At 59.5% G+C, this 24,065-nt stretch carries 22 protein-coding genes, 1 tRNA gene and 1 pseudogene; 14 read left to right on the top strand and 10 right to left on the bottom strand.

The window, feature by feature from the left end; all coding sequences use genetic code 11:
• Positions 1 to 37: 37 nt before the first annotated feature.
• Genes hpxW through hpxZ form a run of 4 tightly spaced genes read left to right on the top strand, consistent with a single transcriptional unit; the run spans position 38 to position 3,597 of the window.
• Entirely contained in the window at positions 38 to 1,621 is a 1,584-nt protein-coding gene (gene hpxW, locus ACMWJS_RS00920; protein ID WP_414746464.1) for an oxamate amidohydrolase, read from the top strand.
• A 10-nt stretch (positions 1,622 to 1,631) separates the two neighbouring features.
• Entirely contained in the window at positions 1,632 to 1,820 is a 189-nt protein-coding gene (hpxX, locus tag ACMWJS_RS00915) for an oxalurate catabolism protein HpxX (RefSeq protein WP_334762591.1), read from the top strand.
• Positions 1,817 to 3,214, top strand: a complete 1,398-nt coding sequence (locus ACMWJS_RS00910) for an AtzE family amidohydrolase (RefSeq protein WP_414746463.1) — start codon at positions 1,817 to 1,819, stop codon at positions 3,212 to 3,214. The genes hpxX and ACMWJS_RS00910 overlap by 4 nt, the downstream gene beginning before the upstream one ends.
• Positions 3,211 to 3,597, top strand: coding sequence for an oxalurate catabolism protein HpxZ (hpxZ, locus tag ACMWJS_RS00905; protein ID WP_095442421.1), 387 nt, complete (start codon positions 3,211 to 3,213; stop codon positions 3,595 to 3,597). The genes ACMWJS_RS00910 and hpxZ overlap by 4 nt, the downstream gene beginning before the upstream one ends.
• Before the next feature lie 115 nt (positions 3,598 to 3,712).
• Here hpxZ and puuE read toward each other — a convergent pair whose 3' ends face one another.
• The 3 genes and pseudogenes from puuE to ACMWJS_RS00890 form a co-directional block, all read right to left on the bottom strand.
• A complete protein-coding gene (puuE, locus tag ACMWJS_RS00900) occupies positions 3,713 to 4,612 on the bottom strand; it encodes an allantoinase PuuE (protein ID WP_414746654.1) in 900 nt (299 codons plus the stop codon).
• Positions 4,533 to 5,402: pseudogene (locus ACMWJS_RS00895) on the bottom strand (aspartate/glutamate racemase family protein); the annotation flags it as partial. The gene puuE and the pseudogene ACMWJS_RS00895, both read right to left, overlap by 80 nt.
• Entirely contained in the window at positions 5,402 to 6,118 is a 717-nt protein-coding gene (locus ACMWJS_RS00890) for a GntR family transcriptional regulator (protein ID WP_325818647.1), read from the bottom strand. The gene ACMWJS_RS00890 and the pseudogene ACMWJS_RS00895, both read right to left, overlap by 1 nt.
• A 144-nt stretch (positions 6,119 to 6,262) precedes the next feature.
• Between ACMWJS_RS00890 and ACMWJS_RS00885 the strand changes: the two genes are divergently transcribed.
• Together ACMWJS_RS00885 and guaD are read left to right on the top strand one after the other, a co-directional pair.
• Complete coding sequence (locus ACMWJS_RS00885) at positions 6,263 to 7,759, top strand: NCS1 family nucleobase:cation symporter-1 (RefSeq protein ID WP_008499855.1); 1,497 nt, start codon at positions 6,263 to 6,265, stop codon at positions 7,757 to 7,759.
• A 101-nt stretch (positions 7,760 to 7,860) separates the two neighbouring features.
• Positions 7,861 to 9,180, top strand: a complete 1,320-nt coding sequence (gene guaD, locus ACMWJS_RS00880) for a guanine deaminase (RefSeq protein ID WP_414746462.1) — start codon at positions 7,861 to 7,863, stop codon at positions 9,178 to 9,180.
• On the opposite strand, the gene uraH is transcribed toward guaD, so the two are convergent.
• Positions 9,160 to 9,483: a hydroxyisourate hydrolase gene (gene uraH / locus ACMWJS_RS00875; protein ID WP_414746461.1), complete on the bottom strand. Its 324-nt coding sequence runs from the start codon at positions 9,481 to 9,483 to the stop codon at positions 9,160 to 9,162. The genes guaD and uraH overlap by 21 nt on opposite strands.
• Positions 9,480 to 9,980 carry a 2-oxo-4-hydroxy-4-carboxy-5-ureidoimidazoline decarboxylase gene (uraD, locus tag ACMWJS_RS00870; RefSeq protein WP_196346100.1) on the bottom strand — a complete coding sequence of 167 codons (501 nt, stop codon included), beginning with the start codon at positions 9,978 to 9,980 and terminating at the stop codon, positions 9,480 to 9,482. Before uraD ends, uraH begins: the two co-directional genes overlap by 4 nt.
• Before the next feature lie 239 nt (positions 9,981 to 10,219).
• Here uraD and hpxO point away from each other — a divergent pair, with 239 nt between their 5' ends.
• Genes hpxO through ACMWJS_RS00855 form a run of 3 tightly spaced genes read left to right on the top strand, consistent with a single transcriptional unit; the run spans position 10,220 to position 13,373 of the window.
• The gene (gene hpxO, locus ACMWJS_RS00865) at positions 10,220 to 11,374 is read left to right on the top strand and encodes an FAD-dependent urate hydroxylase HpxO (protein WP_262750103.1); all 1,155 of its coding nucleotides are present in this window, start codon (positions 10,220 to 10,222) and stop codon (positions 11,372 to 11,374) included.
• Positions 11,375 to 11,388: 14 nt separating this feature from the next.
• The gene (hpxD, locus tag ACMWJS_RS00860; protein ID WP_048027296.1) at positions 11,389 to 12,426 is read left to right on the top strand and encodes a molybdenum cofactor-independent xanthine hydroxylase subunit HpxD; all 1,038 of its coding nucleotides are present in this window, start codon (positions 11,389 to 11,391) and stop codon (positions 12,424 to 12,426) included.
• Between the two features lie 11 nt (positions 12,427 to 12,437).
• Entirely contained in the window at positions 12,438 to 13,373 is a 936-nt protein-coding gene (locus ACMWJS_RS00855) for a PDR/VanB family oxidoreductase (RefSeq protein ID WP_406915442.1), read from the top strand.
• Positions 13,374 to 13,496: 123 nt separating this feature from the next.
• Here ACMWJS_RS00855 and ACMWJS_RS00850 read toward each other — a convergent pair whose 3' ends face one another.
• Genes ACMWJS_RS00850 through ACMWJS_RS00835 form a run of 4 tightly spaced genes read right to left on the bottom strand, consistent with a single transcriptional unit; the run spans position 13,497 to position 18,438 of the window.
• Positions 13,497 to 14,096, bottom strand: a complete 600-nt coding sequence (locus ACMWJS_RS00850; RefSeq protein ID WP_262810329.1) for a DJ-1/PfpI family protein — start codon at positions 14,094 to 14,096, stop codon at positions 13,497 to 13,499.
• A gap of 22 nt (positions 14,097 to 14,118) precedes the next feature.
• Positions 14,119 to 15,309, bottom strand: a complete 1,191-nt coding sequence (locus ACMWJS_RS00845) for a glycoside hydrolase family 88 protein (RefSeq protein WP_414746460.1) — start codon at positions 15,307 to 15,309, stop codon at positions 14,119 to 14,121.
• 13 nt (positions 15,310 to 15,322) lie between these two features.
• Positions 15,323 to 16,603 carry an oligosaccharide MFS transporter gene (locus ACMWJS_RS00840; RefSeq protein WP_063621329.1) on the bottom strand — a complete coding sequence of 427 codons (1,281 nt, stop codon included), beginning with the start codon at positions 16,601 to 16,603 and terminating at the stop codon, positions 15,323 to 15,325.
• On the bottom strand, positions 16,600 to 18,438 hold the full coding sequence (locus ACMWJS_RS00835; protein WP_414746459.1) for a DUF2264 domain-containing protein: 1,839 nt from the start codon (positions 18,436 to 18,438) through the stop codon (positions 16,600 to 16,602). The genes ACMWJS_RS00840 and ACMWJS_RS00835 overlap by 4 nt, the downstream gene beginning before the upstream one ends.
• A 229-nt stretch (positions 18,439 to 18,667) precedes the next feature.
• Here ACMWJS_RS00835 and ACMWJS_RS00830 point away from each other — a divergent pair, with 229 nt between their 5' ends.
• Positions 18,668 to 19,549, top strand: a complete 882-nt coding sequence (locus ACMWJS_RS00830; RefSeq protein WP_414746458.1) for a helix-turn-helix domain-containing protein — start codon at positions 18,668 to 18,670, stop codon at positions 19,547 to 19,549.
• Between the two features lie 69 nt (positions 19,550 to 19,618).
• Here ACMWJS_RS00830 and ACMWJS_RS00825 read toward each other — a convergent pair.
• Positions 19,619 to 19,706 (bottom strand) — tRNA-Ser (locus ACMWJS_RS00825).
• Between the two features lie 278 nt (positions 19,707 to 19,984).
• Between ACMWJS_RS00825 and ACMWJS_RS00820 the strand changes: the two genes are divergently transcribed.
• From ACMWJS_RS00820 to ACMWJS_RS00805, 4 genes are all read left to right on the top strand, one after another.
• Positions 19,985 to 21,121 (top strand): D-alanyl-lipoteichoic acid biosynthesis protein DltD, encoded by a 1,137-nt coding sequence (locus ACMWJS_RS00820; RefSeq protein WP_048027280.1) that lies wholly within the window; start codon positions 19,985 to 19,987, stop codon positions 21,119 to 21,121.
• Between the two features lie 128 nt (positions 21,122 to 21,249).
• Complete coding sequence (locus ACMWJS_RS00815) at positions 21,250 to 22,368, top strand: MBOAT family O-acyltransferase (protein ID WP_234084137.1); 1,119 nt, start codon at positions 21,250 to 21,252, stop codon at positions 22,366 to 22,368.
• Complete coding sequence (locus tag ACMWJS_RS00810; RefSeq protein WP_111966963.1) at positions 22,365 to 23,798, top strand: AMP-binding protein; 1,434 nt, start codon at positions 22,365 to 22,367, stop codon at positions 23,796 to 23,798. Before ACMWJS_RS00815 ends, ACMWJS_RS00810 begins: the two co-directional genes overlap by 4 nt.
• A gap of 17 nt (positions 23,799 to 23,815) precedes the next feature.
• Positions 23,816 to 24,034, top strand: coding sequence for an acyl carrier protein (locus ACMWJS_RS00805; RefSeq protein ID WP_414746457.1), 219 nt, complete (start codon positions 23,816 to 23,818; stop codon positions 24,032 to 24,034).
• The last annotated feature ends 31 nt before the right edge of the window (positions 24,035 to 24,065 follow it).

The following is a 24,065-nucleotide window of genomic DNA, read 5'->3' as shown; positions in this document are numbered from 1 at the left end:
CAGCACCTTGTGACTTTCAGGGTTACGAGGACTCTTCATGCAAAGTAATGTCTCCACACACGGTATGGCGGTTGCGCCCCACCACCTCGCCAGCCAGAGCGCGCTGGCGGTGCTGCGCGAAGGCGGCAGCGCCATCGAAGCGATGGTCGCGGCGGCGGCCACCATCGCCGTGGTCTATCCGCATATGAACGGACTGGGCGGCGATGGATTCTGGCTTATTGTGCCCCCGGAAGGCGATCCCATCGCCATCGATGCCAGCGGCGCGGCGGGATCGCGCGCGACGCTGGCCGCCTACGACGGGCTCACGCAGATCCCCCATCGCGGCCCCCGTGCGGCGCTGACCGTCGCCGGAACCGTCAGCGGCTGGGACGAGGCGCTGACGGTCTCGCGCGAGATGACCGGCAAGGCGCTGCCGCTGGCCCGCCTGCTGGCCGATGCTATTGACTATGCGCAAAACGGCACGCCGGTCACGGCTTCTCAGGCCCACGCCACGGCCAGCAAGTTCGACGAGCTGAAGGACGTCCCCGGCTTCGCGGAAACCTGGCTGGTGGACGGCAAGCCGCCGCAGGTCGGGAGCCGCTTTTACCAGCCCGCCATGGCCACGACCCTGACGCACCTGGTGGAGGATGGTCTGGACAGCTTTTATCGCGGCCCGCTGGCGGAAGTCCTGGCGCGCGGCATGGAGACGCTGGATCTCCCCGTGACGCTGGCCGATCTCAACGCGCACGCCGCCCGACGTACCGTGCCGCTGAAGCTGCAGCATCAGCAGGGGGAGATCTTTAACCATGCCCCGCCGACGCAGGGGCTGGTCTCGCTGGCGATACTCGGCATTACCGACCGCCTGAACATGGCGGAGGCCGACGACGCCGACACCCTTCACCGTATCGTGGAAGCCACCAAGCTGGCCTTTGGCCTGCGGGATGCCCACATCACCGACCCGCGCGCGCTGAACACCGATGTTCAGCAACTGCTGGATCCCGCCGCCCTGCAGGCGCTTGCCGACAGGGTTGACGACGGACGCGCCGCGCCGTGGGGAACAGGAAAAGGTCCCGGCGATACGGTGTGGATGGGGGTGATGGACAGCAGCGGGCTTGCCGTGTCGTTTATCCAGAGCCTTTATCACGAGTTCGGCAGCGGCGTGGTGCTGCCCGATACCGGCATCGTCTGGCAGAACCGCGGCGCATCCTTCAGCCTCGATCCCGCCCATCTTCTGGCCCTCGCGCCGGGCAAACAGCCGTTCCACACCCTGAACCCGGCGGCGGCACGTCTGAAGGACGGTCGCGTGATGGTCTACGGATCGATGGGCGGCGACGGACAGCCTCAAACCCAGGCAGCGCTCTTTACCCGCTACGTTGTTCAGGGCGTCCCCCTGCAGGAGAGCATTAACCGCCCGCGCTGGCTGCTGGGGCGCACCTGGGGACAAACCTCGGACACCCTAAAGCTTGAAGGGCGTTTTTCACCCGAGACGGTCGCGCGCCTGCAGGCACTCGGTCACGAGGTGGAGCTTTTCCCTGACTTTAGTGAAGCCATGGGCCACGCGGGCGCCATTGTCCGCCACCCCAACGGGCTGTTCGAAGGGGCATTTGACCCGCGCAGCAACGGCACAGCCGCCGGATTCTGAGGAGAAAACAATGACGACACACCAACCCGACTGGCAGCCGTACCTGGCGCAAATGGAAACCATACTCGGCGTTGAGCTGGATGACGCCCGCCGAGCCGAGCTGCAGCTGCAGTTCAGCCGCATTGCCAGCATGGCCGCCCCGCTGATGGCGCTGCCGCTCGACGACCGTCTGGAGATTGCAGGAGTGTATAAAGCATGACGCTACACGAGATGAGTATCAGCGCGATCCAGCAGGCGCTGAGCGCGGGAGAGCTGAGCGCCCATGAGATCGCCCGACAGACGCTGGAGGCGATTGCGCGTGTAAATCCGCAGATCAACGCCTGGACCACCGTGACGGAAGCACGCATGCTCGCCGAAGCCGATAATATTGATACCCTGCGACGGGAAAAGCGTCCCCTGCCGCCGCTGGCGGGCGTGCCTTATGCGGTGAAAAACCTGTTCGACGTTGCCGGTCACCCCACCCTCGCCGGGGCCGAGCTGTTCAGCCAGCGCCCTGCCGCCGCGGCTGACGGCTTTGCGGTACGCCAGCTGCGCAGCACGGGCGGGCTGCTGACCGGGATGGTCAATATGGACGCCTACGCCTACGGCTTTACCACCGAGAACAGCCACTACGGCACGACGCGTAACCCGCACGACCTGGCGCGCATTGCGGGCGGGTCGTCCGGCGGGTCAGCGGCCGCGGTGGCTGCCGGGCTGGTGCACTTTTCGCTCGGCACCGACACCAACGGGTCGATTCGCGTTCCGGCCTCCCTGTGCGGCATCTACGGCCTGAAGCCCACCTTTGGCCGCCTGTCGCGCGCCGGAAGCCATCCGTTTGTCCCGAGTCTGGATCATATCGGCCCCTTCGCCCGCCGCGTGTGTGACCTGGCGTCCGTGTATGACGCCCTGCAGGGACGGGACACCAGCGACGGTTTTCAGGCAGAGAGCTCGCGGGAGCAGACGCGCCCCCTGCTCGATCGCGGGCTTGACGGCCTGCGCTGCGCGGTACTCGGCGGCTACTTCACCACCTGGTGCGACGCGGACGCCAGAGACGCCGTGGCGCGGGTGGCGAAGGCGCTCGACGTGCAGGATGAGCTGCAGTTCCCGGAAGCCGAGCTGGCGCGTTCGGCGGCGTTTATCATCAGCGCCGCCGAAGGGGGAAATCAGTACCTGCCCGCGCTTCGCCAGGAGCCAGCGCGTTTTGAGCCTCACTCCCGCGAACGCCTGCTGGCCGGGGCGATGATCCCCTCCGCCTGGTACATTCAGGCCCAGCGGTTTCGCGCTCACGCCCGGCAGGCATTCAAAACCTTATTCGCGCAGGCCGACGTGCTGATCGCCCCGGCCACCCCGCGCAGCGCGACGCTGGCGGGCGAGCAAACCATGGAAATTAACGGTCAGCCGCTGCCCATTCGCGCCAGCATGGGGATGCTGACCCAGCCAATTTCGTTTTTGGGCCTGCCCGTGACCACCGTTCCGCTGCGCACCGCGCAGGGCGCGCCCATCGGCCTGCAGCTGATTGCCGCGCCGTTTAACGAGCAGGCCTGCCTGCGCGTCGCGCGGGTTCTGGAGGAGAGCGGAATCACCGATGCCCGTCCGGCGGAGATAGCAGCATGATGAATCATGATGACATTAACCTCCCGTGGGTGGTTGCCGAGGTGACGGCCGCGTTTTACCGCTATGAGGACGCGCTGGTGAGCAACAACGTTGCGGTGCTGGACGAGCTGTTCTGGCACGACAAAAACACGGTGCGGCTGGGGGCGGGGGAAAACCTGTACGGAATTGATGAAATCCGCGCCTTTCGCGCGGCGCGCCCCGCCGCCGGGCTGCAGCGGACGTTGCGCCACACCGTCATCACCACCTTCGGGGAGGATTATGCCGTGTGCAGCACCGAGTTTACCCGGGAGAACACAGAACGCATTGGCCGCCAGCAGCAGACGTGGGTGCGGTTTGCCTACGGGTGGCGCATCGTGGCGGCGCAGGTGAGTTTGATGGTGTAACGCTGAAAAACCTGCCCGGTGGCGCTGCGCTTACCGGGCCTACGATGTCCCGTATGCCATGTGGGCCCTGTAGGCCGGGTAAGGCGCAGCCGCCACCCGGCAAAACATCGCACACTTACTTCTGAAACGGATGTACCTCCCGCCAGTGGTCGGCAATCTGCTGGCGGGTACAGACCCACACCCGCTCGTGCTGCTGCACATAATCCAGGAACCGCTGCAGCGCGCGAAAACGCCCCGGTCGCCCCAGCAGGCGGCAGTGCATGCCGATGGACATCATCTTCGGCGCGCTTTCCCCCTCTTCGTACAGCACGTCAAAACTGTCCTTCAGATAGGTATAAAACTGCTCGGCGGTGTTAAACCCCTGCGCGGTCGCGAAGCGCATGTCGTTCGCATCCAGCGTATAGGGCACAATCAGGTGCGGTTTACGGGAGCCGTCACTGCAGGCCACCTCCGTCCAGAAGGGCAAATCGTCCCCGTAGTAGTCGCTGTCGTAGTCGAAGCCGCCGTGCTCCACCACCAGCTGGCGGGTGTTGGGGCTGTCGCGCCCGGTGTACCAGCCCGCTGGCGGCTTGCCAAACAGGTCGGTCAGAACGTGCACCGCCTTGTGCAGGTGTTCGCGCTCCTGGCTGATGTCCATATTCTGGTAGTGGATCCAGCGCCAGCCGTGGCTGACCACGTCGTAATCCGCGGCTTTGATCGCCTCGACTATCTCCGGGTGACGCGCCAGCGCCATCGCCACGCCGAAGACCGTCAACGGCAGGTTGCGTTTCTGAAATTCATTGTGGATCCGCCAGAACCCGGCGCGACTGCCGTATTCGTAGAGAGAGTCCATCGACATGTGTTTGTCCGGGTAACTGGCCGCGCCGATGATGTCCGACAGGAACTGCTCGGACCCGGCATCGCCGTGCAGAACGTGGTTTTCTGCCCCTTCTTCGTAATTGAGCACAAACTGCACGGCGATGCGCGCCTGATCCGGCCACCGCGCGTGCGGCGGGTTGCCCGCGTAGCCGCGCAGATCCCGCGGATAATCCTGTTCAAAAAGCCCCATTGCCACCCCCAAAAAATTAAAATGGATTCAATGCCTGAAAATGCCCGCTTAACGGTTTGTTCTCCGGGAACGCCAGATCCCCGTGCTTGCTGGTCGACAGCCCCAGCGCCACCAGCGATTCCACCATCTTCACCGCCGCGCTGACGCCGTCGATCACCGGCACGCGCAGTTCGCGGGTCAGCTCTTGCGCCAGCGTCGCCATGCCGCCGCAGCCCAGCACGATGGCACTACAGCCATCCTCTTTCAGCGCCTGTATACAGCGCGCGCGCACTTTCTCCTGCGCCAGACCGCTGCCGTCTTCCAGCGCCAGCACCGGAAGGTCGATGGCGTGCAGCGCCGCACAATGGTCCTGAAAGCCATACTGGTGCAGCAGATGACGGGCAATGATCAGCGTGCGCGGCAGCGTGGTGACCACCGAAAAGCGCGTCGCGACCAGCGTCGCCATATGCATGGCGGCTTCGGCGATGCCGATAACCGGCCCCAGCGCCAGCTCGCGCGCCGCCAGCAGGCCCGGATCGCCAAAGCAGGCGATCACGTGACCGTCCACGCCCTGCTCCCTGCCTTTTTTGATCTGCTCCAGGACACCGACGGCGGCGATGGCCTCATCAAAGTGGCCTTCTATCGACGGCACGCCCGCGCCTGGGCAGACCGCGAGGATCTCCGTTCCCGGTGCCGCCGCCGCACGCGCCGCCGCGCCGATGGTTTCCGTCATGGCGAGGCTGGTGTTGGGGTTGATCACTTGTATACAGACAGACATTACGACTCCTTGTGGCCGGCAAACAGCCGGGCAAAATCAGGCAGGCACTCGCCCGCCCGCTCGAAGCAGAGGCTGGCGACGATATGTTCAAAATGGTGCATGAGGGCATCGCTTAATGGCTCAAGCGCCTTCTGGCGCAGCAGATCCACCAGCTGCTCGTGATCGTTGCAACGGCAGCCCTGACGCCACGGCGCGCCCCAGGTGGCAATCACCAGCGAAGAACGCTGGCTCAGGCTGGTCACCATCTCAGTGAGCACCTGGTTGCCGGAGATGGCCTGCAGCTGAATATGGAAATTGGCGGAGTGGCGGATCGCCGCCGGGCCGTCATAGGCCTCGTGCGCCTGCTGCTCCTGACGAATAATGGCCTCCAGCGCGGCAAGATGCGGCGGCTGGCAGTGCGCCAGCACGTCCGGCAGGTTAGCGACCTCCAGCAGGGCGCGGGTGCGGAAGATGTGCCGCGCCTCTTCCACCGTCGGGCTGGCGACGTGTGCACCACGCTTGGGCGTCAGGGTGACCATTTGCACAGCGGCGAGTCGTTGAAGCACCTTGCGGATGCCCGTGCGGCTCACGCCAAAGACCTCGGCCAGCGCCTCTTCCGGCAATTTGCTCCCCGGCAGCAGCTGGTGTTCGACAATCGCGGTCATCAGCGCCTGGAAGATGGATTCGTCTTTGTCATGCAGGTCTGGCGCGGTCTGCAGGGCGTTTAGGTTGTTCATTCACCACTCCGAATTTTACTTTCCGTTATCGAATCGTATACATAAAAATAAAATATTGCATACAAGATTTATTATTTTGGCCTGGATCCTGCAACACCGTTTGCACTCCCACTCAACGGGTTTTCATTCACAGGAGCAGGTTTCATGCCAAACAGTCAAAACGCACAGCAAGGTACGGCCGCTGATTCCGGTGCGGTTTACAGCCCACGTCTTTGCAATGAGGATCTGGCACCGACGCGTGACCAGAACTGGAGCTGGTACAACATCTTTTCGTTCTGGATGTCGGACGTTCACAGCATGGGGGGTTATGTTGTCGCCGCGAGCTTCTTTACGCTCGGGCTGGCAAGCTGGCAGGTGCTGCTCTGCCTGCTGGTGGGGATTTGCATCGTGCAGCTGTGCGCCAACCTGGTGGCCAAACCGAGCCAGATGGCGGGCGTGCCCTACGCGGTGATCAGCCGTCAGGCGTTTGGCGTGTTCGGGGCCAATATTCCGGCGGTGATCCGCGGGCTGATTGCCTTCGCGTGGTACGGTATTCAGACCTATCTCGCCGCCAACGCGCTGATGCTGGTGGCGCTGAAGTTCTGGCCGTCGCTCTCTTCACTCACTACCGGCGCATTCCTTGGCCTGTCACATCTGGGCTGGATCTGCTTTGCCATTATGTGGGTCCTGCAGGCGATGGTCTTCTGGCACGGCATGAGCGCCATCAAGCGCTTTATTGATATCGCCGGTCCGGCGGTCTATGTGGTGATGCTGGCCCTCGCCGGCTGGATTGTATACAAGACCGGTTTTGACGGGATCTCTTTTACCCTCGCCAGCAAATCTCTGAGCGCGGGCGAGCAGACCTGGCAGATGATCACCGCCACGGCGCTGGTGGTCTCCTACTTCTCCGGTCCGCTGCTCAACTTTGGCGATTTCTCCCGCTACGGCAAAAGCATGGGTGAGATCCGCCGCGGCAACCGCTGGGGGCTGCCGTTTAACTTCCTGCTGTTCTCCATCGTCACCGTAGTGATTGTCTCCGGCACCCAGTCGCTGTTTGGCCGCATGATCACCGACCCGATTGAGACCGTCAGCCGCGTGGGCAACGATCTGGCCGTGGCGATTGGCCTGCTGACGATGATCACCGCCACCATCGGGATCAACATCGTGGCGAACTTCGTCTCACCGGCGTTTGATTTCTCTAACTGCTCGCCGCAGAAAATCAGCTTCCGCACCGGAGGCATGATTGCCGCCGTCGGCTCGATCCTGCTCACCCCGTGGAACCTGTTCAACTCGCCGGAGCTTATCCACTACACCCTGGACGTGCTCGGGGCGTTTATCGGCCCACTGTTCGGCATCCTGATCGCCGATTTCTACCTGATTAAACGCGGCAAGGTGTCGGTTGACGATCTGTTCGACGACACGCCAAAGGGCAAATACTGGTACCGCAACGGCTTTAACCCGAAAGCCATTGGGGCGCTGATCCCGTCCGTTGCCGTGGGCCTGGTCATTAGCTTTATCCCGGCCCTGCATGAGGTGGCAAACTTCAGCTGGTTTATTGGCGTCTTCCTCGGCGGCGTCACCTACCGCTGGCTGGCGCGGGAAGAGCGCGAGACGGCAGGCGCGACGTCGTTTGGCTCCCGCGTGGCGACGCAAAAAGAGTAACCTTTCCCTTCGGCCGCAGCATCTCTGCGGCCCGTTCATTCTGGCACCGTTCTTGCTGAGCCTTCTTACCCCCCCGCTACGCACACACGAAGGCAGGAACCATGATGGAATACCAGACTGCGATACGCGGTGCTTTTTTTGATATTGCCCGGGTCTGCGACAGCGCAGACGCCATTGCCCAGCACGCGCGCTACCTTGAGGACGGCCTGCTGTTTATCCAGCACGGAAAAATTCTGGCACAGATGCCGTGGCAGGAGGGCGAGCAGTATCTTGACCCGCACAAAGGCTATACCGACCTGCGCGGCAGGCTGCTGCTACCCGGTTTTGTGGACACCCACATCCATTATCCGCAAACGGAGATGATTGGCGCCTTTGGCGAACAGCTGCTGGAGTGGCTGACCACCTACACCTTCCCGGTGGAGAGCCAGTTCGCCGATGAGGCCTACGCAAAAGAGATCGCCGAATTTTTCATTAACCAGTTGGTGAGCAACGGCACCACCACCGCGCTGGTGTTTTGCACGCTGCATCCGGAATCGGTCGAGGCACTGTTTACCGAGGCCCTGCGCCTGAACATGCGCCTTATCGCTGGTAAGGTTATGATGGACAGGCACGCGCCGGACTACCTGAGCGAAGACGCGAAGCAGAGCTACCGGCAGACCCGGACGCTGATCCAGCGCTGGCATCACCGTGGACGGCTGGGCTATGCGATTACGCCGCGCTTTGCGCCGACATCATCACCCGAGCTGCTTGCGGCGGTCAGCCTGCTCAGAGAGGAGTTCCCGGACACCTGGCTGCAGACCCACCTGAGCGAGAACCCCAACGAAGTGGCCTGGGTGAGCGATCTCTGGCCGGAGCATGAGCGCTATCTGGACGTGTATCACCACTACGGCCTGACCGGCGAGCGCAGCGTGTTTGCCCACGCGATCCATCTGCACCACAGCGAGTGGCAGTGCCTGCATGACACCGGCTCGGCGGTGGCGTTTTGCCCCACCTCGAACCTGTTTCTCGGCAGCGGGCTGTTTCGCCTGCCCGCCTGCTGGCAGCACAGGGTGCGGATGGGCATCGGCACCGACGTCGGGGCGGGCACCACCTTCAGCATGCTGCGCACGCTGGGGGAGGCCTACAAGGTGGGCCAGCTTCAGAGCTACCGCCTGCGCGCCAGCGAGGCGTTTTATCACGCCACGCTGGGCGGTGCGCACGCCCTCCGGCTGGACGATAAGATTGGCAACTTTGCGGCAGGCAAAGAGGCGGATTTCGTGGTTATCGACCCCGACGTAACGCCGCTGCAGCGCCTGCGCAATCGCCGCTGCCAGGATATCTACGAGCAGCTCTTTGTGCTGATGACCCTCGGCGACGAGCGCAACATCAGTGAGACCTGGGTCAACGGCGATCGGGTGTGGTCAACTGCCCCGGTAGGTTGACCACCCGCCGGGGGCTATCACAAACGGCAGATGGAAATGCTCGTCTGCCGTTTCTCCCGTCACAAACTCAATGTGCGCGCAGGGATAGATTGTCTCCCGGCCGGTATCGCTAAACCATGCCCCAATCTCCGCCACCAGCCGATAGCGGCCCGCGGGCAGAGAGGGAGCGAACGCGGCGATGCGTCCCTGGACGTTGGTCACGCCCGTGGCCAGCGTCTTCCCGTCCTGTTGCAGATGAACCGTCACGCCCTCAGCGGGCTTGCCCGTCGAAATATCGAGGATATGGGTGCTGAGTGTGCTCATTCGTGAATGACTCCTTCCAGTCGCAGCAGCGTAATTTCCCGCAGCTGTTCCAGCGCGGCACGGATTTCCTGCGCGTCGCTGTTCTCCAGCCGCGCGTGCAGGGCCTGTAATATCTCCTCGCCGCTGCGTCCCTTCGCGCGGATCAGAAAGACGCGCCCAAAGCGGGCTTCATAGCGGGCATTACCTTCACGCAGCGCCTTGGCAAGGGCGGTATCGCGATCGTTCACCGCGCCCTGTTCCTGGCGCGACAGTGCCGCCTCCGCCGCTGAACCCGCGGGCTTTTCCCCGATGCGCGGATGGGCGCTCAGGGCTTGCGTTAAGGCCGCTTCATCCCAGCGTTGCGTCAGAGCCTGCGCCGCAATGAACAACGCGTCCCGGCTCGAATAAGGCCGCCCACTCACCAGCGCGTCGGCCCAGCCGGGTATCGCCACGCAGGGCTGAAGCAGCGTAAAAGCGTCTTTCTCAGGCAGCTGATTGAAGTCGTGCAGTGCGATCATAGGTTCTCCTTGATTATCCTCCTTCAGGTTAGTGCACAAACCACGCCACTCTTGAGACAAACGTGAAACAGTCGATTCCGGATGGCTGACCAGGAAATTTTTGATTCATAAAAAGGCACGCTCACCGCGTTTGCGCACCTTAGCAGTGCAAACATCTCCCTCACAACGCCGTTTTCACCACTCTGCAGCCTGGTACGCAAATTGCTGAATGTCTTTACACCCTGCAAAAGGAGAGAAGCATGAGAGCAATCGTTATTGGTGCGGGTATTGGCGGCCTGAGCGCCGCCGTCGCGCTCAAGAAAGCGGGTATCGACTGTACCGTGTTTGAAGCCGTAAAGGAGATCAGACCCGTCGGGGCGGCCATCTCCATCTGGCCGAACGGCGTGAAATGCATGCAGCACCTCGGCATGGGCGACATCATCGAGACCTGGGGCGGACCGATGCGTTTTATGGCCTATAAGGATTACCGGCGCGGCGATACCCTGACCCGCTTTAGCCTTGCCCCGCTGGTTGAGCGTACCGGCGGGCGTCCCTGCCCCGTCTCGCGCGCTGAGCTTCAGCGCGAAATGCTGGACTTCTGGGGGCGCGACAAGGTGCAGTTCGGCAAGCGCGTCGAACGCGTTCATGAAGACGACGCAGGCGTGAGCGTCACCTTCACCGATGGCAGCACAGCTGCCGGGGATTTCCTGATTGCCGCCGACGGTAGCCACTCGGCGGTTCGCCCGTACGTGCTGGGGTACACGCCGGAGCGCCGCTACGCCGGCTACGTGAACTGGAACGGGCTGGTGAAGATTGACGAGGAGATCGCCCCGGCGCACCAGTGGACCACCTTCGTTGGCGAAGGCAAACGCGTGTCGCTGATGCCCGTCTCCGGTGGACGCTTCTACTTCTTCTTTGACGTGCCGCTCCCTGCGGGTCTGGCGGAGGATCGCACTACCCTGCGCGCCGACCTCACGGGCTACTTCCGCGGCTGGGCGCCGCCGGTGCAGACGCTTATCGCGGCGCTGGATCCTGAAACCACCAACCGCATTGAAATCCACGACATTGAGCCGTTCGACAGCCTGGTACGCGGCAACGTCGCGCTGCTGGGCGATGCCGGACACAGCACCACACCGGATATCGGCCAGGGCGGCTGCGCAGCGATGGAAGACGCCGTGGTGCTGGGGGAATGCCTGCGTGAAAACCACAACATCACGCTGGCGCTGCGACAGTACGAGGCGCTGCGCTGCGACCGGGTGCGCGACCTGGTGCTGAAGGCGCGTAAGCGCTGTGACGTCACTCACGGCAAAGACATGGCGTTGACGCAGGCCTGGTATCAGGAGCTTCGTGAGGAGACCGGAGAGCGCATCATCAACGGTCTGTGCGAGACCATTCAGGGCGGCCCGTTAGGCTGAATGTAAGAGGGATAATGATGAAAAGAGAACCGACTCCACCCGCCCACTGTACGTTTGAGCCAGAGGACTGGCTGCGTCTGGCGAAATGCTGGCATCCGGTCGCGCGTGCCTGCGACGTCGGTCCGGCGCCGGTCAAAGCGACGCTACTGGATGAACAGCTGGTGATTTACCGCATTAACGACCAGGTCGTGGTCGCCCGTGACGTTTGCCCGCACCGCGGCGTGCCGCTGACGCTCGGCTTTCACGACGAGCACGGGATTATCTGCCCCTATCATGGCTTACGCTTTGGGGAGGACGGGCGCTGCAACCGTATTCCCTCCAGCCCCGACCAGCCCGTTCCGGCGAAGCTGAACCTGATTAACTACGCCGTGGAGGAACGGTTCGGGCTCATCTGGACCTGCCTGGCGTTTGATCCGGAAAACCCCGCGCCGCTGCCCACCATGCCGCACTGGGATGACGACGGATTTCAGCAGATTAACTGCCCGGCATTTGAGGTCAACGGCTTTGCCGGACGTCAGGTAGAGGGTTTTCTGGACGTGGCGCACTTTGCCTGGATCCACACTGATACTTTTGCGGACCCCAATAACCCGCTGGTGCCCCACTATCAGCCGCAGGAGACGCCGTTTGGCTTCGTGGCGGATTACTGGAGCTCCGTGAGCAACTATCCCGCCAGTTCCCCCGTGCAGGCTCCGGAAGGGTTCCAGTGGTTGCGCCATTTTGAGATGCACCTGCCGTTCACCGCCACCCTGACGATTCATTTTCCGGGTGAATCGAGACTGGTCATTATGAACGCCGCATCGCCGGTGTCATCGCGCGTGACCCGCATGTTCGCCCCTATCGCCCGCAATTTTGACCTGCATATTCCGGTGGAGGATGTGCATGCCTTCAATCTGCGGATTTTTGAAGAGGACCGTCTGATGGTGGAAACCCAGCGCCCGGAAAGCCTGCCGCTGGACCTGACCCTGGAAGCGCATATCCCCGCAGATAAAAGCTCGATTGCCTACCGTCGGGGACTGAAGAAGATGGGCTTTGGCGAGTTTTTCCTGGTATGACGGAGGCCGATATGCTGAGCGTGATTGTTGACGGGTTGTGGCGCGAGGGCGACAAAAGCCTCGCCGTCAGGCTGGTGGCGGAAGATGGCGAAGCGCTGCCACCGTGGCAGCCCGGTGCGCACATTGATGTTCACCTGCCCTGCGGCGTGGTTCGCCAGTATTCCCTGACCGGAGCGTGTGGCGGCGAGAGCTACCTGATCTGCGTGGGGCGGGAAACCGCCTCGCGCGGCGGGTCGCGCTACGTTCACGAGACGCTGCGTCCCGGGCAGAAGTTGATGATATCGGCCCCTCGCAACCTGTTTCCGCTTCAGCAGGCAGAGCGGGTTTTGCTCCTGGCGGCGGGAATTGGCATTACACCGCTGTACGCGATGGCCCTGCAGCTGAAGGCGACCGGAACGCCGTTCACGCTGCACTACTACGTCAGGAACCGGGAAAACGCGGCGTTTGCGCGCGAACTCTCGCTGTGCGATGAGTGCATCATTCATACCGCCAGCCCGCGCACCGCGCTGGCGGAACATCTCCCGGCGGCCGAATCGGGCCTTCACGCCTGGGTCTGTGGTCCGGCAGGTTTTATGGAAAAAGTGCGTGAGGTCGCCACGGCAAAGGGATGGGCTGACGCCCATCTTCACAGCGAGGCGTTTCAGCCCGTTGCGCCCGCCGCAGGCGGTGAAACCGGTGAGATCTTCACGGTCAAGCTGGCCTCCACCGGGGAGCGCTGGCCGGTGCCTGCGGATAAAACCATCGCCCAGGTGCTGCAGGAAAATGGCGTGGCGGTCCCGCTTTCCTGTGAGATGGGGATCTGCGGAGCCTGCCTGACGCCGGTGATTGACGGCGTGGTGGATCACCGGGATAGCGTGCAGTCGGAGGCGGAAAAAAGCGCAACGGACCAGCAGGTGGCGCTGTGCTGCTCGCGGAGCCATTCCGGGGAGCTGGTGATAGGGCTGTAAACCGTCTGCACACGCTTTCTTGCCGGGTGACGCTGCGCTTACCCGGCCTACAATCCTTAACAATATCAATATATTGCACTATTCATTGTAGGCCCGTGCAAGCGTAGCGCCGCCGGGCGAAACTTACAAATCGCACTTTGCCAGCCCGTAAACGGGCTCGCTATCCTGCCACGCATAATCAATATGGCTGGCCTGCTCGCGCGCCAACGCGTCATCGCCCTGCAATCGTGCCGCCAGGGTAAAGGCGAAATCAAATACTTTACCCAGCCCACGGCCGCTCAGCAGATTGCCGTCTTCGACAACGTCGGCATCAACGTAGATGCCATCGCTGACTGTTTTCCACAGATCGCCGGAGCAGACATAGCGACGCCCCTTCAGCAGTCCATTGCCGCCCAGTACGCGGGCGGCGGCGGAACAAATTGGGCAGATATATTTGCCCGCTTCATCGTGGCGGCGGACGAAGGCAATGACCTCCGCGCTTTTCGCCAGGTTAATGCTGCCTTGCGGGCCGCCCGGTAACACCACGGCGTCAAAGGTCCGGTCGAGGCTGGCCTGCAGAGTACTGTCCGCCACCATAGGGATGGCGTGATAGCTCACCACTTCGCGACTCTCGCCGCAGGCAATCGTCTGCACCGAAATATTCAGGCGGCGCAGGATATCGATAGTGACAATCGCTTCCCCCTCTTCAAAACCAGGGGCTAATAGCACGGCTACGCTTTTCATTTTGCTCTCCATTGCTTAAGGGTTACCAGTACGGGTGCCAAATCTGTCGCAGCCGCGCCAGCAGTTCAAGATAGAAATAGTCTCCCCAGCTACAGCACTGATCGACGCCCTTACCGCTGCTCATATGATAAACCGAGTGCTGCAGCAGCCCTTCGGTCGGATCGTCGTCGTGAGCAAGGTAGTTATCGGTCAGCGACAGCGCAATACGCAGCGCCATCTCTTCATAATACGCACGGTTTGCGTCGAGCGTCGGCAGCGCCTTGACCAGCTCCAGCAGGCCACAGGCGGCAATCGCCGCCGCTGAACTGTCGCGCACGGCGTCGGTACCGAGCAGCGCCAAATCCCAGTGGCAAACATCATCTTCCGGCAGACGGTTGAGGAAGTAATGCGCCAGGCTGCGGGACAGCTCAACCATCAGCTTATCACCGGTGTGCTGATAGCTGAGCAGAAAGCCGTAAATGCCCCATGCCTGGCCGCGCGACCAGCACGAGGTATCGCTGTAGCCCTGATGGGTGTTGCCAAAGCGCGGCTCACCCGTCTGCACATCCATATAGTAAGTGTGATAAGTCGAGGCATCTTCACGCACGATATAGTTCGCGGCCTGTCCGGCATGAGCCGTCGCCGCCTGCGCATAGCGCGGATCCCCGGTCTGTTCGCTGGCCCAGTACAGCAGCGGCAGGTTCATGTTGCAGTCGATGATCATTCTCCCCTGCTGCTCCGGGTCGTTTAAATCACCCCACGCCTGAATAATGTTGGCCGTCGGGTTAAAACGCTCCATCAGGCGCTCGGCTGCCAGCAGCGCCGACTGGCGAGCGGCCTCGTTGCCGGTGAGGCGCCATGCGCTGATGCAGGAGAGCGAATAGAGGAACCCGAGATCGTGCGTTGCGGTATCGATGCGCTGCTCAATACGCCGGGCGAACGAAGGTAAATAGCGTTCGGCGGCTTCGCGATAATGCGCTTTGCCAGTCATCTCCCACGCCAGCCAGAGCTGGCCTGGCCAAAAGCTGGTGGTCCATTCCACGTTATCGGTGCGCGGCCAGACCCCCTTCTCACAGGCCTCACCGGGGAACTTATCGCCGAAGGCGACAATATTGTTGTCGAGCTTGCGCGTGACGCGGGCTAACGCCGCTTCCAGCTTCTGGCTCAGTGCCAGGCGATCGACCTGATGCAGTTCGATCGGCCGCAGCGCTTCGGTGATAACAGATTTGGTCATAACAACTCCTGAATTAATGTTTGGCCGGTTCAACCGGGGCGGTATCTAAAGCCGGAGCAAAGGATCGTGAGTCATCGCGCGTCGACTGGCAGCGCGACAGCGTAAAGGCGGAAATCAGCGTAAATACCAGGGCGCAGCTGCCCATCAGCAGATAGGTATGCTCAAAGCCAATCTTGTCGTACAGATAGCCGGCAGGTGGGGCGACCACAATCGAACCCACGTAAATCATCGCCTGGTAGCCCAGCAGGTACATCGTGGCGTTAACCCGACGATGGAAATGTTCGGCGATGTATTTGAAGACCGAGATGAGCAGCAGCGCGATCTCGACGCCATAAAACGGTTTGATGATGGAGATAACAATCGGGTCACTGGTCAGCCCGGAGGCGATCAGGCGTGCCCCGACCACGCAGCCGCAGAACAGCAGGCCGCGCTTAGCGCCGTAGTGGTTCACCAGCCACGGGATAAACATCATCATCACGAACTCCATCCCCGACTGGACGGTACTCAGGTAGCCGTACCAGGCATTCCCCTGCTCTTTGGTGGCGAAGAACGAGACGAAGTAGCGCGGGAACTGCTGTTCGGCGATAAACATCATCCACGCCACTCCAGCGACATAGAGGCTGAACATCCAGAATTTGCGGTTTTTCAGGAGCATCAGCACATCGGCGAAGACGATCTTATTAGCGGAAATGACGCTGTTATTGCGCAGTTGCTCATCGCCGATTTTGAGGCTAATCAGCACCAGCAGCATCAGTACCGAGGTACCGCTGCTGAGGAGAAAGTTGGCCAGCGGGGTGACGTTAAACAACAGCCCGGAGACCGACGCCGCCATCGCCCAGCCCAGTGAGCCCCACATTCTGATGCGGCCAAACTCCAGCCCGTACAGGCGGCTAAAGCGGTCGGCGTAAGATTCAGATGCCGCCACACCGGCGTACCAGCCCAGGCTCAGATACAGCGCGCCGATGATAATCCCCGCCATCGCATGGCTTTGCAGCAGCGGCTGGTAAACCAGCGCAAAAAACGGCGCCATCAGCGCAGAAATGGCGCAGACAAAATAGAGCAGCCACTTGCTCATGCCGATTTTGTCCATGATGTAGCCGTACACCGGCTTCAGGACCACCGCGAAGACGCCATTTATAGCGAACACGCTGCCGATGGTGACGCTATCGAGGCCCACTTTCTGGCTCAGCCACAGGGCGTACAGGCCAAAGCTGGATGACCACGTGAAGAAGTAAAGGAAAATAAAGGTACTCATTTTGTACTGCGCGGCGCGTACGGACGATGATGTGCTCATAGCGATGCCTCCGGAGCCAGAAGGAGCGTCGTTTCTTGTCGTGCCGTCACGAAGCGTACCGCGTCATCGCTAATGAAGGCCTGCGGGCAGCGTTGCGGATCGAAGTCGGCGGCATTTCCCGCCCACACCGCGCTGATTAACACATGCGTACCGGGGTCGAGCTCGCCGCGCAGCACCGGCACCGCCGCGCGCTCGGCGAACAGCAGATTACTGTTTGGCGGCGTCAACACCGTCTCGCCGCGGCGAGCGTGCGGATGTAAACAGAAAATGGCTGAGACATCCCGGGCATTGCGTAACCAGCAGGCGCTGTCGCTCTCGAGGACCTGCGGCTGCGGGCGGTTTGCCAGGCTAAAGCCACCTTCCGCGCAGTCCAGCGCGCGCCGGGTATTGATACGATGAACGCGCAGTTGCCAGTCGCCCAGCGCCAGCAGCCAGCTATCAATCACCACGTCGTGCCACGGCAGCCAGCGGCTATAAATAGTGCCGTCAGCGGTGACCACGTGCTGACATTCGCGACGGCCACGCCAGTAGTTGTCCTTTTCGGCCAGCAGCAGCATCGAATCGGGCGCGGCATGGTTCAGGCCGTAGCGGCCGCGTTCGATGGTGAAGCCAAAGCGGGTGGAATAGGCAAATTTGCAGTATTTCGTTTCGGTGTTCACGAAGTTGTTCAGCTCCAGCTGGCCGGACGTCAGCATCCACAGGTGGTCGGCCTGATGTACCACCACCTGATCCGCGTGGGCTATCGTGTGCTGCGCGGGCAACGGCGGCAGCGGCAGCTCAGCTGCCTGCCAGAAGGCATCACCCTCATCTAATGCCAGCACCAGCAGGGTCTTCAGGCCCCAGTACGGCGACCCCGGCGCGTTGTAGTCTTCCGCCATCGCCAGGTTCGGATAGCTGTAACCGACGCTCAGTACGCCGTCGCGGTCGAATATCGGCTGCTTCAGCCACCAGCGCAGATGACGCAGGACGATGCCCTTCATCACGCCGGGCGAAAAGACCTCCAGTCCGGCGAAGGCCGCCGCACTCCAGAACGCCGCCTCGGCAAAGCGGTAGGTCAGGCTACGGCCAAACGGGATCGCCGCGCCGTCTTCGGCAAAGAAATGGATGAAGTCAGAGGAGAAACGCGCGGCCCGATCGCGCAGCGTTGCACAGCGCTTCGGATCGACCCCGGCCATGAGCTTCGCGTAAATCAGGCCATAGAAATGGAAGCCCATCGAGATGTAATAGTCGCGCGGCCGTCCCGGACCATCGGAATACCAGCCATCGCCGAGGTAGTAGTGCTCCATGGCAGCAAAATGATCTTCCAGCGCCTGCGGGTTGGTCGGCATGCCGCAATAATGGAAGCCGACCTGCACCAGAATCGGGAAGAAGTGCCAGTTGTTATCGGGGATGTCCTGGGTCTCGCACTGCTTTAGCCAGCGCCATAAATGCTCTTTCTCCGTCTCAGTGAAGTGTGCCAGTACGGTTTCACCCGCCAGCGCCAGCAGCAGCCCGTAGGCCGCCATCTCGACGATTCGCTGATCGTAAGGCCCGACATCGCCCCAGTAATCAGCATGCTGCGGATCGGTGCCGTTTTTTATCGCCTGTAAATAGAATAAGAAGTGCTGCGGCTCGCTGCCGCCAGCCAACAGCGGCGTCACGCCCCACAGCAGGCGGGAAAACGTTTCCATGCTCGCCACCTGCTGACCGTAGTGAGCGGTAAAGTTCGCTAAATCAATGCGGCTGGCGTCTTTTTTAAACCAGGGCGCCACCGCGTTCAGCATGTCGTTGACCAGCCGTAGCACCTCTTCCCGGCTTGTCAGTGGATTATCCAGATGAATATTTTCAGGTTGCACAGGGTCCTCCCGCATTACACGAGGGTAGAGATAAGTTATTGTTATTAGGCTTTTTTAAAGCCACGAGTGCGACGTCTGAATGAAGAGTAACTGCTTTTATTCCTGGCGCTGAGTGAGCAGACTCACAAAATTAAACCGCCATTTCATTTTTTCTGGATTTTGTCGAACGCGAGGGGGATAAATTACAAATGATGGCCTAAAAATTTAAATCTGTTGTTCTGGAGGTAATATGGGTGAAACGCAACTACTGGAACGCATTACGCTCGATCGGCAGGCCATTTCTTTTAACCGCATGTACACCACCAGCGCGATTTACTACCACTGGCATCAATGCGTTGAATTGCTCTATATCTCCAGCGGCTACGGCATCGTGGTGGTGGATAACCAGCACTACACCGCCCGTCCGGGGCGACTCTTTATCTTCCCGCCCTTCCGTTTGCACAAAGTGCAGGTCGATCATAGCGATAAGAACCCCTATCACCGCACGACGATGCACATTGAGCAATCGGTCGTCGAAAGTGCGCTCGGCGCCTTCCCGCGCCATCAGGCCCGGTTCGCCGCGCTGGCCGCCAGCAATCTGCCAGCACAGATTTACGATCTCAGCAATCACGCGGCGTTTATCGAGAGGATCCTTGAACAATTTCAGCGCCTGGAGGGCAACGAGCAGACAGAGGCCTGCGAGGTGGCCTTTCTGATGATGCAGCTCATGACGTTTCTGCCCGAGCAGCCGCAGCCCTACCCGCCGCGCCAGCAGACCGTCGCCTCGCGGATTATGAGCTGGGTCGAAGCCCACTATGCCAGCAAGTTTTCGCTCGACCAGTTAGCTCACGACCTGGGGCTTTCACGCTGCTATACCTCACGAATTTTCCGCCAGCAGACCGGCGGTACCATCCACGAATATTTGCTGACCCGGCGAATAAAAAGCAGCTGCGAACTGTTACGGTACAGCGATGAGCCTGTTGACGCTATTGCCCTGGCAGTCGGGTTTAGCGAGGTGACCTATTTCATTACCTGCTTTAAAAAGATGATGCGTCAGACGCCACTGCAGTATCGGCGCAGTATCCGCTGCACCAGGATTCTCTCTCAGGGCGATTTTGGACAGGTTTGCTGAACCTCCAGCCTGGCCGGAGGTTTTATGCACAAAAAAACCCAGGTCGCATAACGACCTGGGTTTCGAATTTGGCGGAAGCGTAGAGATTCGAACTCTAGAACCCTTTCGGGTCGCCGGTTTTCAAGACCGGTGCCTTCAACCGCTCGGCCACGCTTCCAAAGTGAGGCGCACTATAAACATCTATTAGCGCCTTGTAAAGCAGGAATTTTTCTATTTTTCCCCACACGCGTTTGACTGCGCAAAAAGTCACCCGCACGCTGACCCTACGTCACTCTCCACGACCTTGTACATACCGTAACATAGCAACGCTCATCCTTTTAAATCGCTCTGGTATAGAATGCCACAAAAATAGACGGTCATTTGTAGTGTAATTGTTATAAATCTGAATTCCCGCAGATTTTAGACATTACTGCCATGCAGTGTTACGGGTTGATGATGAAAATCAAGAATACGCTTTGCTTACATATCCTGATGGCAACCCTGGCCATTTTGTTCCTTTGTATTCACCCGCTGGTGACGAGCTTCGATCCACCGCTCGCCTTCCAGCCGCTGATTAAATCAATGGCGGGCACGCCTAAAGAACAAGCGGAAAAAATTGCCACTATTTCTCATGCCTTAGAAGGGAATGCGATATTCTTCATTGGTGCGTCTGAGGTGGCGACCTCAGAAGATGAACATTACGCTGTCTATAATTATTTTAATAAGCAATTACACAAACCCGTCGTGGCGTATGGCGATGCGTTTGTCGATGACGAAACGCAGTTTTTACTGTTCTCACGTTTTAAAAATAGCCTTAACGCAAACAGTAAAGTTGTTTTGCTTCTGGCACCTGACAGCTTTTACTCAAAAGGTCTGCCACCCGCTATCTATGCCGATAATTTCCCGGGCTCTGTTTTTAATCCTTTGATGAAGGATCCGCAGGCGCGCCCAATATTAGTCAATTATTTAAAACATATTGATAGTAAAGAAATAAGCCATTTAACCTTTGGTCAAATGCGTGTCTTTGGCTGGCACCCCGATCTGATATGGGACGAGGTGAGTTTCCAGTTTGCCAACGTCTGCACCCTGATAAAAAACGACTGGCTGGCACTGCTTCACGTCACGCCCCGGACGGTACAGCCGTGGCCGCCGCAGCCAACCACCCATATTGCCCCAGACTGGGATAAAGAGCTGGCGAATGCCCGCGAGTTAAATAAAAAACGCCAGCAGAGCGCGGCCACCTTGTGGATGGACAAAACGATTTACGAGGAGGACGGTACGCGGCAGCAGTGGGATGACACGCCGGTCGTACCTGCGCAAATCGCCGCGTTCAGAAAAACCGTCCAGCTGCTGAAAGACCGTCACGTGCAGGTGATTGCTATCGTCGACCCGGTTAACCCCTGGGCACTTTACAACACCGATACCTTCCGCCCGGTTGATAAGCAAATTCAAACCATTCTGGAAGCGAACCAGATCCCCTATTTAGATATGTACGCCATGCCTTATCAGAATGGCTGGAACTGGGATCGTTTGCACCCTTCCGAGCTGGCCTGGGTTCCTATGATTCGCTTTATTGCACAGAGCTTTAAATAATGAAAATCGCGATCCGTCTTTTTTTCCTTTATCTCCTGCTGGCGATCACCATCGTCGCGTGGACCTCTGTCGATGACAGCATGAGTATGCAGCTGCATTTTGAATATCAAAAGTTCTGAGGCCGAATGATGTATAGCTCAGGCATGTTTTTTGTCTATTTATTTTCATCCGCCCTGGCGTTTGCGCTGGTCAATCGCGTATTACGTCATCGCCTGACGTATTTATCGGCGTTATCCGTCCTCGCCGCATTAGGCTGGGGCTATATTTTTCAGGGTGATTACCGTGTTCCCGCGGTCGTTTTTTTCAGTTTTTACCTTGTCGCCACGTTAAAAGAAAAAGGATGGTTAAAAACCTGGCAGGCGATTGTGTTAACGCTGCTGCCTTTATTTTTGGTGAAATTGCATCTTAATCATCATCTCGGCATGATCGGCCTCTCTTTTATGACGTTCCGCGCGGTGGACGTGCTGCTCTATCGCAGTAAAAAAGAAGGGCGGAATTTCCTGCATTATTTCTGCTATCTGTTTATGCCCTTTATTATTCTGGCGGGCCCAATGTATCGCTGGCGGACATGGATGAGCGACGTCAGTAAGCCCGTCTTTGCCCTTAATCGCGAACAGTTTTTAGTGGCACTGGAGCAAATTATTACCGGCATTGTCCAGAAGTTCCTGTTTGCCATGCTGGTTGATTCACTTGTCGTGCAGCCCTGGAGCCATAAGCCGTTTACGCTGACCGTGGGCGTGGTGATGTCGATTGCCTATAGCGCCTACCTCTACTTTGATTTTGCGGGCTACAGCAATATGGCCATCGGTGCGGGCCGCCTTTTTGGGTTGAATATTCCGGCAAACTTCAATATGCCGCTTCTGGCAAAGAATCCGCAGGACTTCTGGCGCCGCTTCCACATTAGCCTGTCTGAATGGCTGCGCGATGTGGTCTTTATGCCCGTTTATATGAACCTGATGAAGTTCAACTTTTTCCGTCAGAACAAAACGCTGGCGCAAAATATCGGTATTTTTTGCACCCTGTTTTGCATGGGGGCATGGAATGGCCTGGAACGCCATTACGTCATCAGCGGCGCGCTGTTTGGCGCCATCTCTGTCGCTCACAACATGCTGCTGTGGTCAGCCAAACGCAGCCCGGCGTTACACCGCGGGTTGCAGTATCCGGCTGTTGCGTTTTTGGGACGCATTCTGACGCTGGGAAGCGCCGCGGGCTCCCTTTACATCTTTAGTGGAATGTCACCTCTATGAAAAATCACTCCGATCTTCAGGAACTGCAGGATTTCTTGCGTGCGGCATTATACGATCCCGCCTCCCCGCAGCAGCTGGCCATCAGCGGCAGCGACGAAGCCTTAAGCTGGCTGCAGCTTTCCGCTGCCGTGACGGACTGGGCACAGCGCTATCAGGGTTGCCAGCCTGTTGCCGGTACGCCGGTCGTCTTGTACGGACACCAGCAGGCCGAGTTCGCCGTGGCGATTTATAGCTGCCTGCTACACAACATTCCGTACATTCCGGTGGACTGCATTTACCCGCAGGAGCGCCTGCGGGAGATCTGCCATCTGGCCAGCGCCCCTTACTATTACGACGTCGCGACCCGGCAGTTCATCGCCACGGGTGAACCGGGCAAGGTGCTGGAGGAGCAGGATCTGGCCTATATCATGTTTACCTCAGGCAGCACCGGCAAGCCTAAAGGGGTGCAGATTGGGCGTGAAAGCGTGTGGCACTTCATGAAATGGGTCAGCCAGGACTTTTCGCTGCCGGAAAAACCGGTGCTGATGAACCACGCGGTGTTCAGTTTTGACCTCTCCCTGATCCCTTTGCTGGCGAATCTGGCGATGGGTGGACACATCGTGCTGAACGCCAAAGACGATATTCAGAAAGAGAACTGGCTGGAGCGACTGAAAAGCAACGCCGTCTCCGCCTGGGTTTCCACCCCCTCTTTTGCGTATCAGCAGCTGCTTTCCCCGCAGTTCAACAGCGAGTATTTGCCTGCGCTGAGCGTCTTTATCTTCATTGGTGAAGTGTTGAATAAAGCGCTGGTCAAACAGCTGCGCCGCCGTTTCCCGCAGGCCAAAATTATTAATTCCTATGGCCCAACGGAAGCGACCATCGCAACAACCGTCGTCGAGATCACGGATGCGATCCTGAACAGCGACAGCGCCGTGCTGCCGGTGGGGGTCATGATGCCTGAGAGCAGAATGGAAATTTCCGCTGAAGGCGAGCTGATCATCTGGGGGAAAAATGTCATGCGCGGCTACCTCGGCCTGCCGCAGGAGAACGCGGCGAAATTACTTCATCGGGAAAACGAGGCGTTTCGCGGCTACCGGACCGGCGATCTGGGTTATGAAGCGGGGCTCATCTACTGTCAGGGCCGCAACGACAGCCAGGTCAAACTGAATGGCTACCGTATTGAAATTAACGAGATCGAAAACCGCCTGCTGGCGATGTCCGGCATCAACGAAGCGGTGGTTTTGCCGCTGATGAAATCCTGCGGCAGCGTGCTGCGCATTGCCGCGTTCTGCGTGACGGAGCTGGCGCCGGATACCATTAAAACCTCGCTGTCGAAGGTGGTTCCCCACTATATGGTGCCTTCACAAATTATCGTAAAAGACGCTTTGCCGCTGAATCCTAACGGCAAAATTGACCGCAAGCTGCTGGACGCTTACGCCCGCACAAATTAATGACCCCAGGAAAAATTATGGAACAAGAAATTCTCGCCCTGTTCGAAAAAGTGTTATCCCGCAAGGTGGGCTTTCACGATGAACTGATTGAATCCGACATTCTCGACTCCATTCTGGCGGTCGATATGGTCATGGAGGTGCAGGACGTTTACGGCTGCATGATCCCGCCGACAGACGTGGCGACGGTGCTGAAAACCCCGGCGGACCTGGCCCGCTATATTGAAGAAAACCGCTAAACGCCTCTGCTGTTAATCCTGTCCTGAAGGG

It is taken from the genome of Enterobacter sp. HK-058-C-ECC (genome assembly GCF_047531125.1).
Classification (GTDB): Bacteria; Pseudomonadota; Gammaproteobacteria; order Enterobacterales; family Enterobacteriaceae; genus Enterobacter; species Enterobacter quasiroggenkampii.
The sequence above is the reverse complement of the archived record's forward strand: the minus strand, read 5'-3'. Positions and strand labels throughout refer to the sequence as shown.

What these genes read in the sequence shown, in the direction of transcription:
- ACMWJS_RS00815 (WP_234084137.1), top strand. Translation starts at nt 21,250, where the DNA reads ATGTATAGCTCAGGCATGTTTTTTGTCTATTTATTTTCATCCGCCCTG.
- ACMWJS_RS00855 (WP_406915442.1), top strand. Translation starts at nt 12,438, where the DNA reads ATGCTGAGCGTGATTGTTGACGGGTTGTGGCGCGAGGGCGACAAAAGC.
- ACMWJS_RS00840 (WP_063621329.1), bottom strand. Translation starts at nt 16,603, where the DNA reads ATGAGCACATCATCGTCCGTACGCGCCGCGCAGTACAAAATGAGTACC.
- ACMWJS_RS00845 (WP_414746460.1), bottom strand. Translation starts at nt 15,309, where the DNA reads ATGACCAAATCTGTTATCACCGAAGCGCTGCGGCCGATCGAACTGCAT.
- ACMWJS_RS00805 (WP_414746457.1), top strand. Translation starts at nt 23,816, where the DNA reads ATGGAACAAGAAATTCTCGCCCTGTTCGAAAAAGTGTTATCCCGCAAG.
- uraD (WP_196346100.1), bottom strand. Translation starts at nt 9,980, where the DNA reads ATGATCGCACTGCACGACTTCAATCAGCTGCCTGAGAAAGACGCTTTT.
- hpxD (WP_048027296.1), top strand. Translation starts at nt 11,389, where the DNA reads ATGATGAAAAGAGAACCGACTCCACCCGCCCACTGTACGTTTGAGCCA.
- uraH (WP_414746461.1), bottom strand. Translation starts at nt 9,483, where the DNA reads ATGAGCACACTCAGCACCCATATCCTCGATATTTCGACGGGCAAGCCC.
- ACMWJS_RS00810 (WP_111966963.1), top strand. Translation starts at nt 22,365, where the DNA reads ATGAAAAATCACTCCGATCTTCAGGAACTGCAGGATTTCTTGCGTGCG.
- hpxZ (WP_095442421.1), top strand. Translation starts at nt 3,211, where the DNA reads ATGATGAATCATGATGACATTAACCTCCCGTGGGTGGTTGCCGAGGTG.
- ACMWJS_RS00820 (WP_048027280.1), top strand. Translation starts at nt 19,985, where the DNA reads ATGAAAATCAAGAATACGCTTTGCTTACATATCCTGATGGCAACCCTG.
- hpxX (WP_334762591.1), top strand. Translation starts at nt 1,632, where the DNA reads ATGACGACACACCAACCCGACTGGCAGCCGTACCTGGCGCAAATGGAA.
- ACMWJS_RS00890 (WP_325818647.1), bottom strand. Translation starts at nt 6,118, where the DNA reads ATGAACAACCTAAACGCCCTGCAGACCGCGCCAGACCTGCATGACAAA.
- ACMWJS_RS00885 (WP_008499855.1), top strand. Translation starts at nt 6,263, where the DNA reads ATGCCAAACAGTCAAAACGCACAGCAAGGTACGGCCGCTGATTCCGGT.
- hpxO (WP_262750103.1), top strand. Translation starts at nt 10,220, where the DNA reads ATGAGAGCAATCGTTATTGGTGCGGGTATTGGCGGCCTGAGCGCCGCC.
- ACMWJS_RS00830 (WP_414746458.1), top strand. Translation starts at nt 18,668, where the DNA reads ATGGGTGAAACGCAACTACTGGAACGCATTACGCTCGATCGGCAGGCC.
- ACMWJS_RS00850 (WP_262810329.1), bottom strand. Translation starts at nt 14,096, where the DNA reads ATGAAAAGCGTAGCCGTGCTATTAGCCCCTGGTTTTGAAGAGGGGGAA.
- guaD (WP_414746462.1), top strand. Translation starts at nt 7,861, where the DNA reads ATGATGGAATACCAGACTGCGATACGCGGTGCTTTTTTTGATATTGCC.
- hpxW (WP_414746464.1), top strand. Translation starts at nt 38, where the DNA reads ATGCAAAGTAATGTCTCCACACACGGTATGGCGGTTGCGCCCCACCAC.
- ACMWJS_RS00910 (WP_414746463.1), top strand. Translation starts at nt 1,817, where the DNA reads ATGACGCTACACGAGATGAGTATCAGCGCGATCCAGCAGGCGCTGAGC.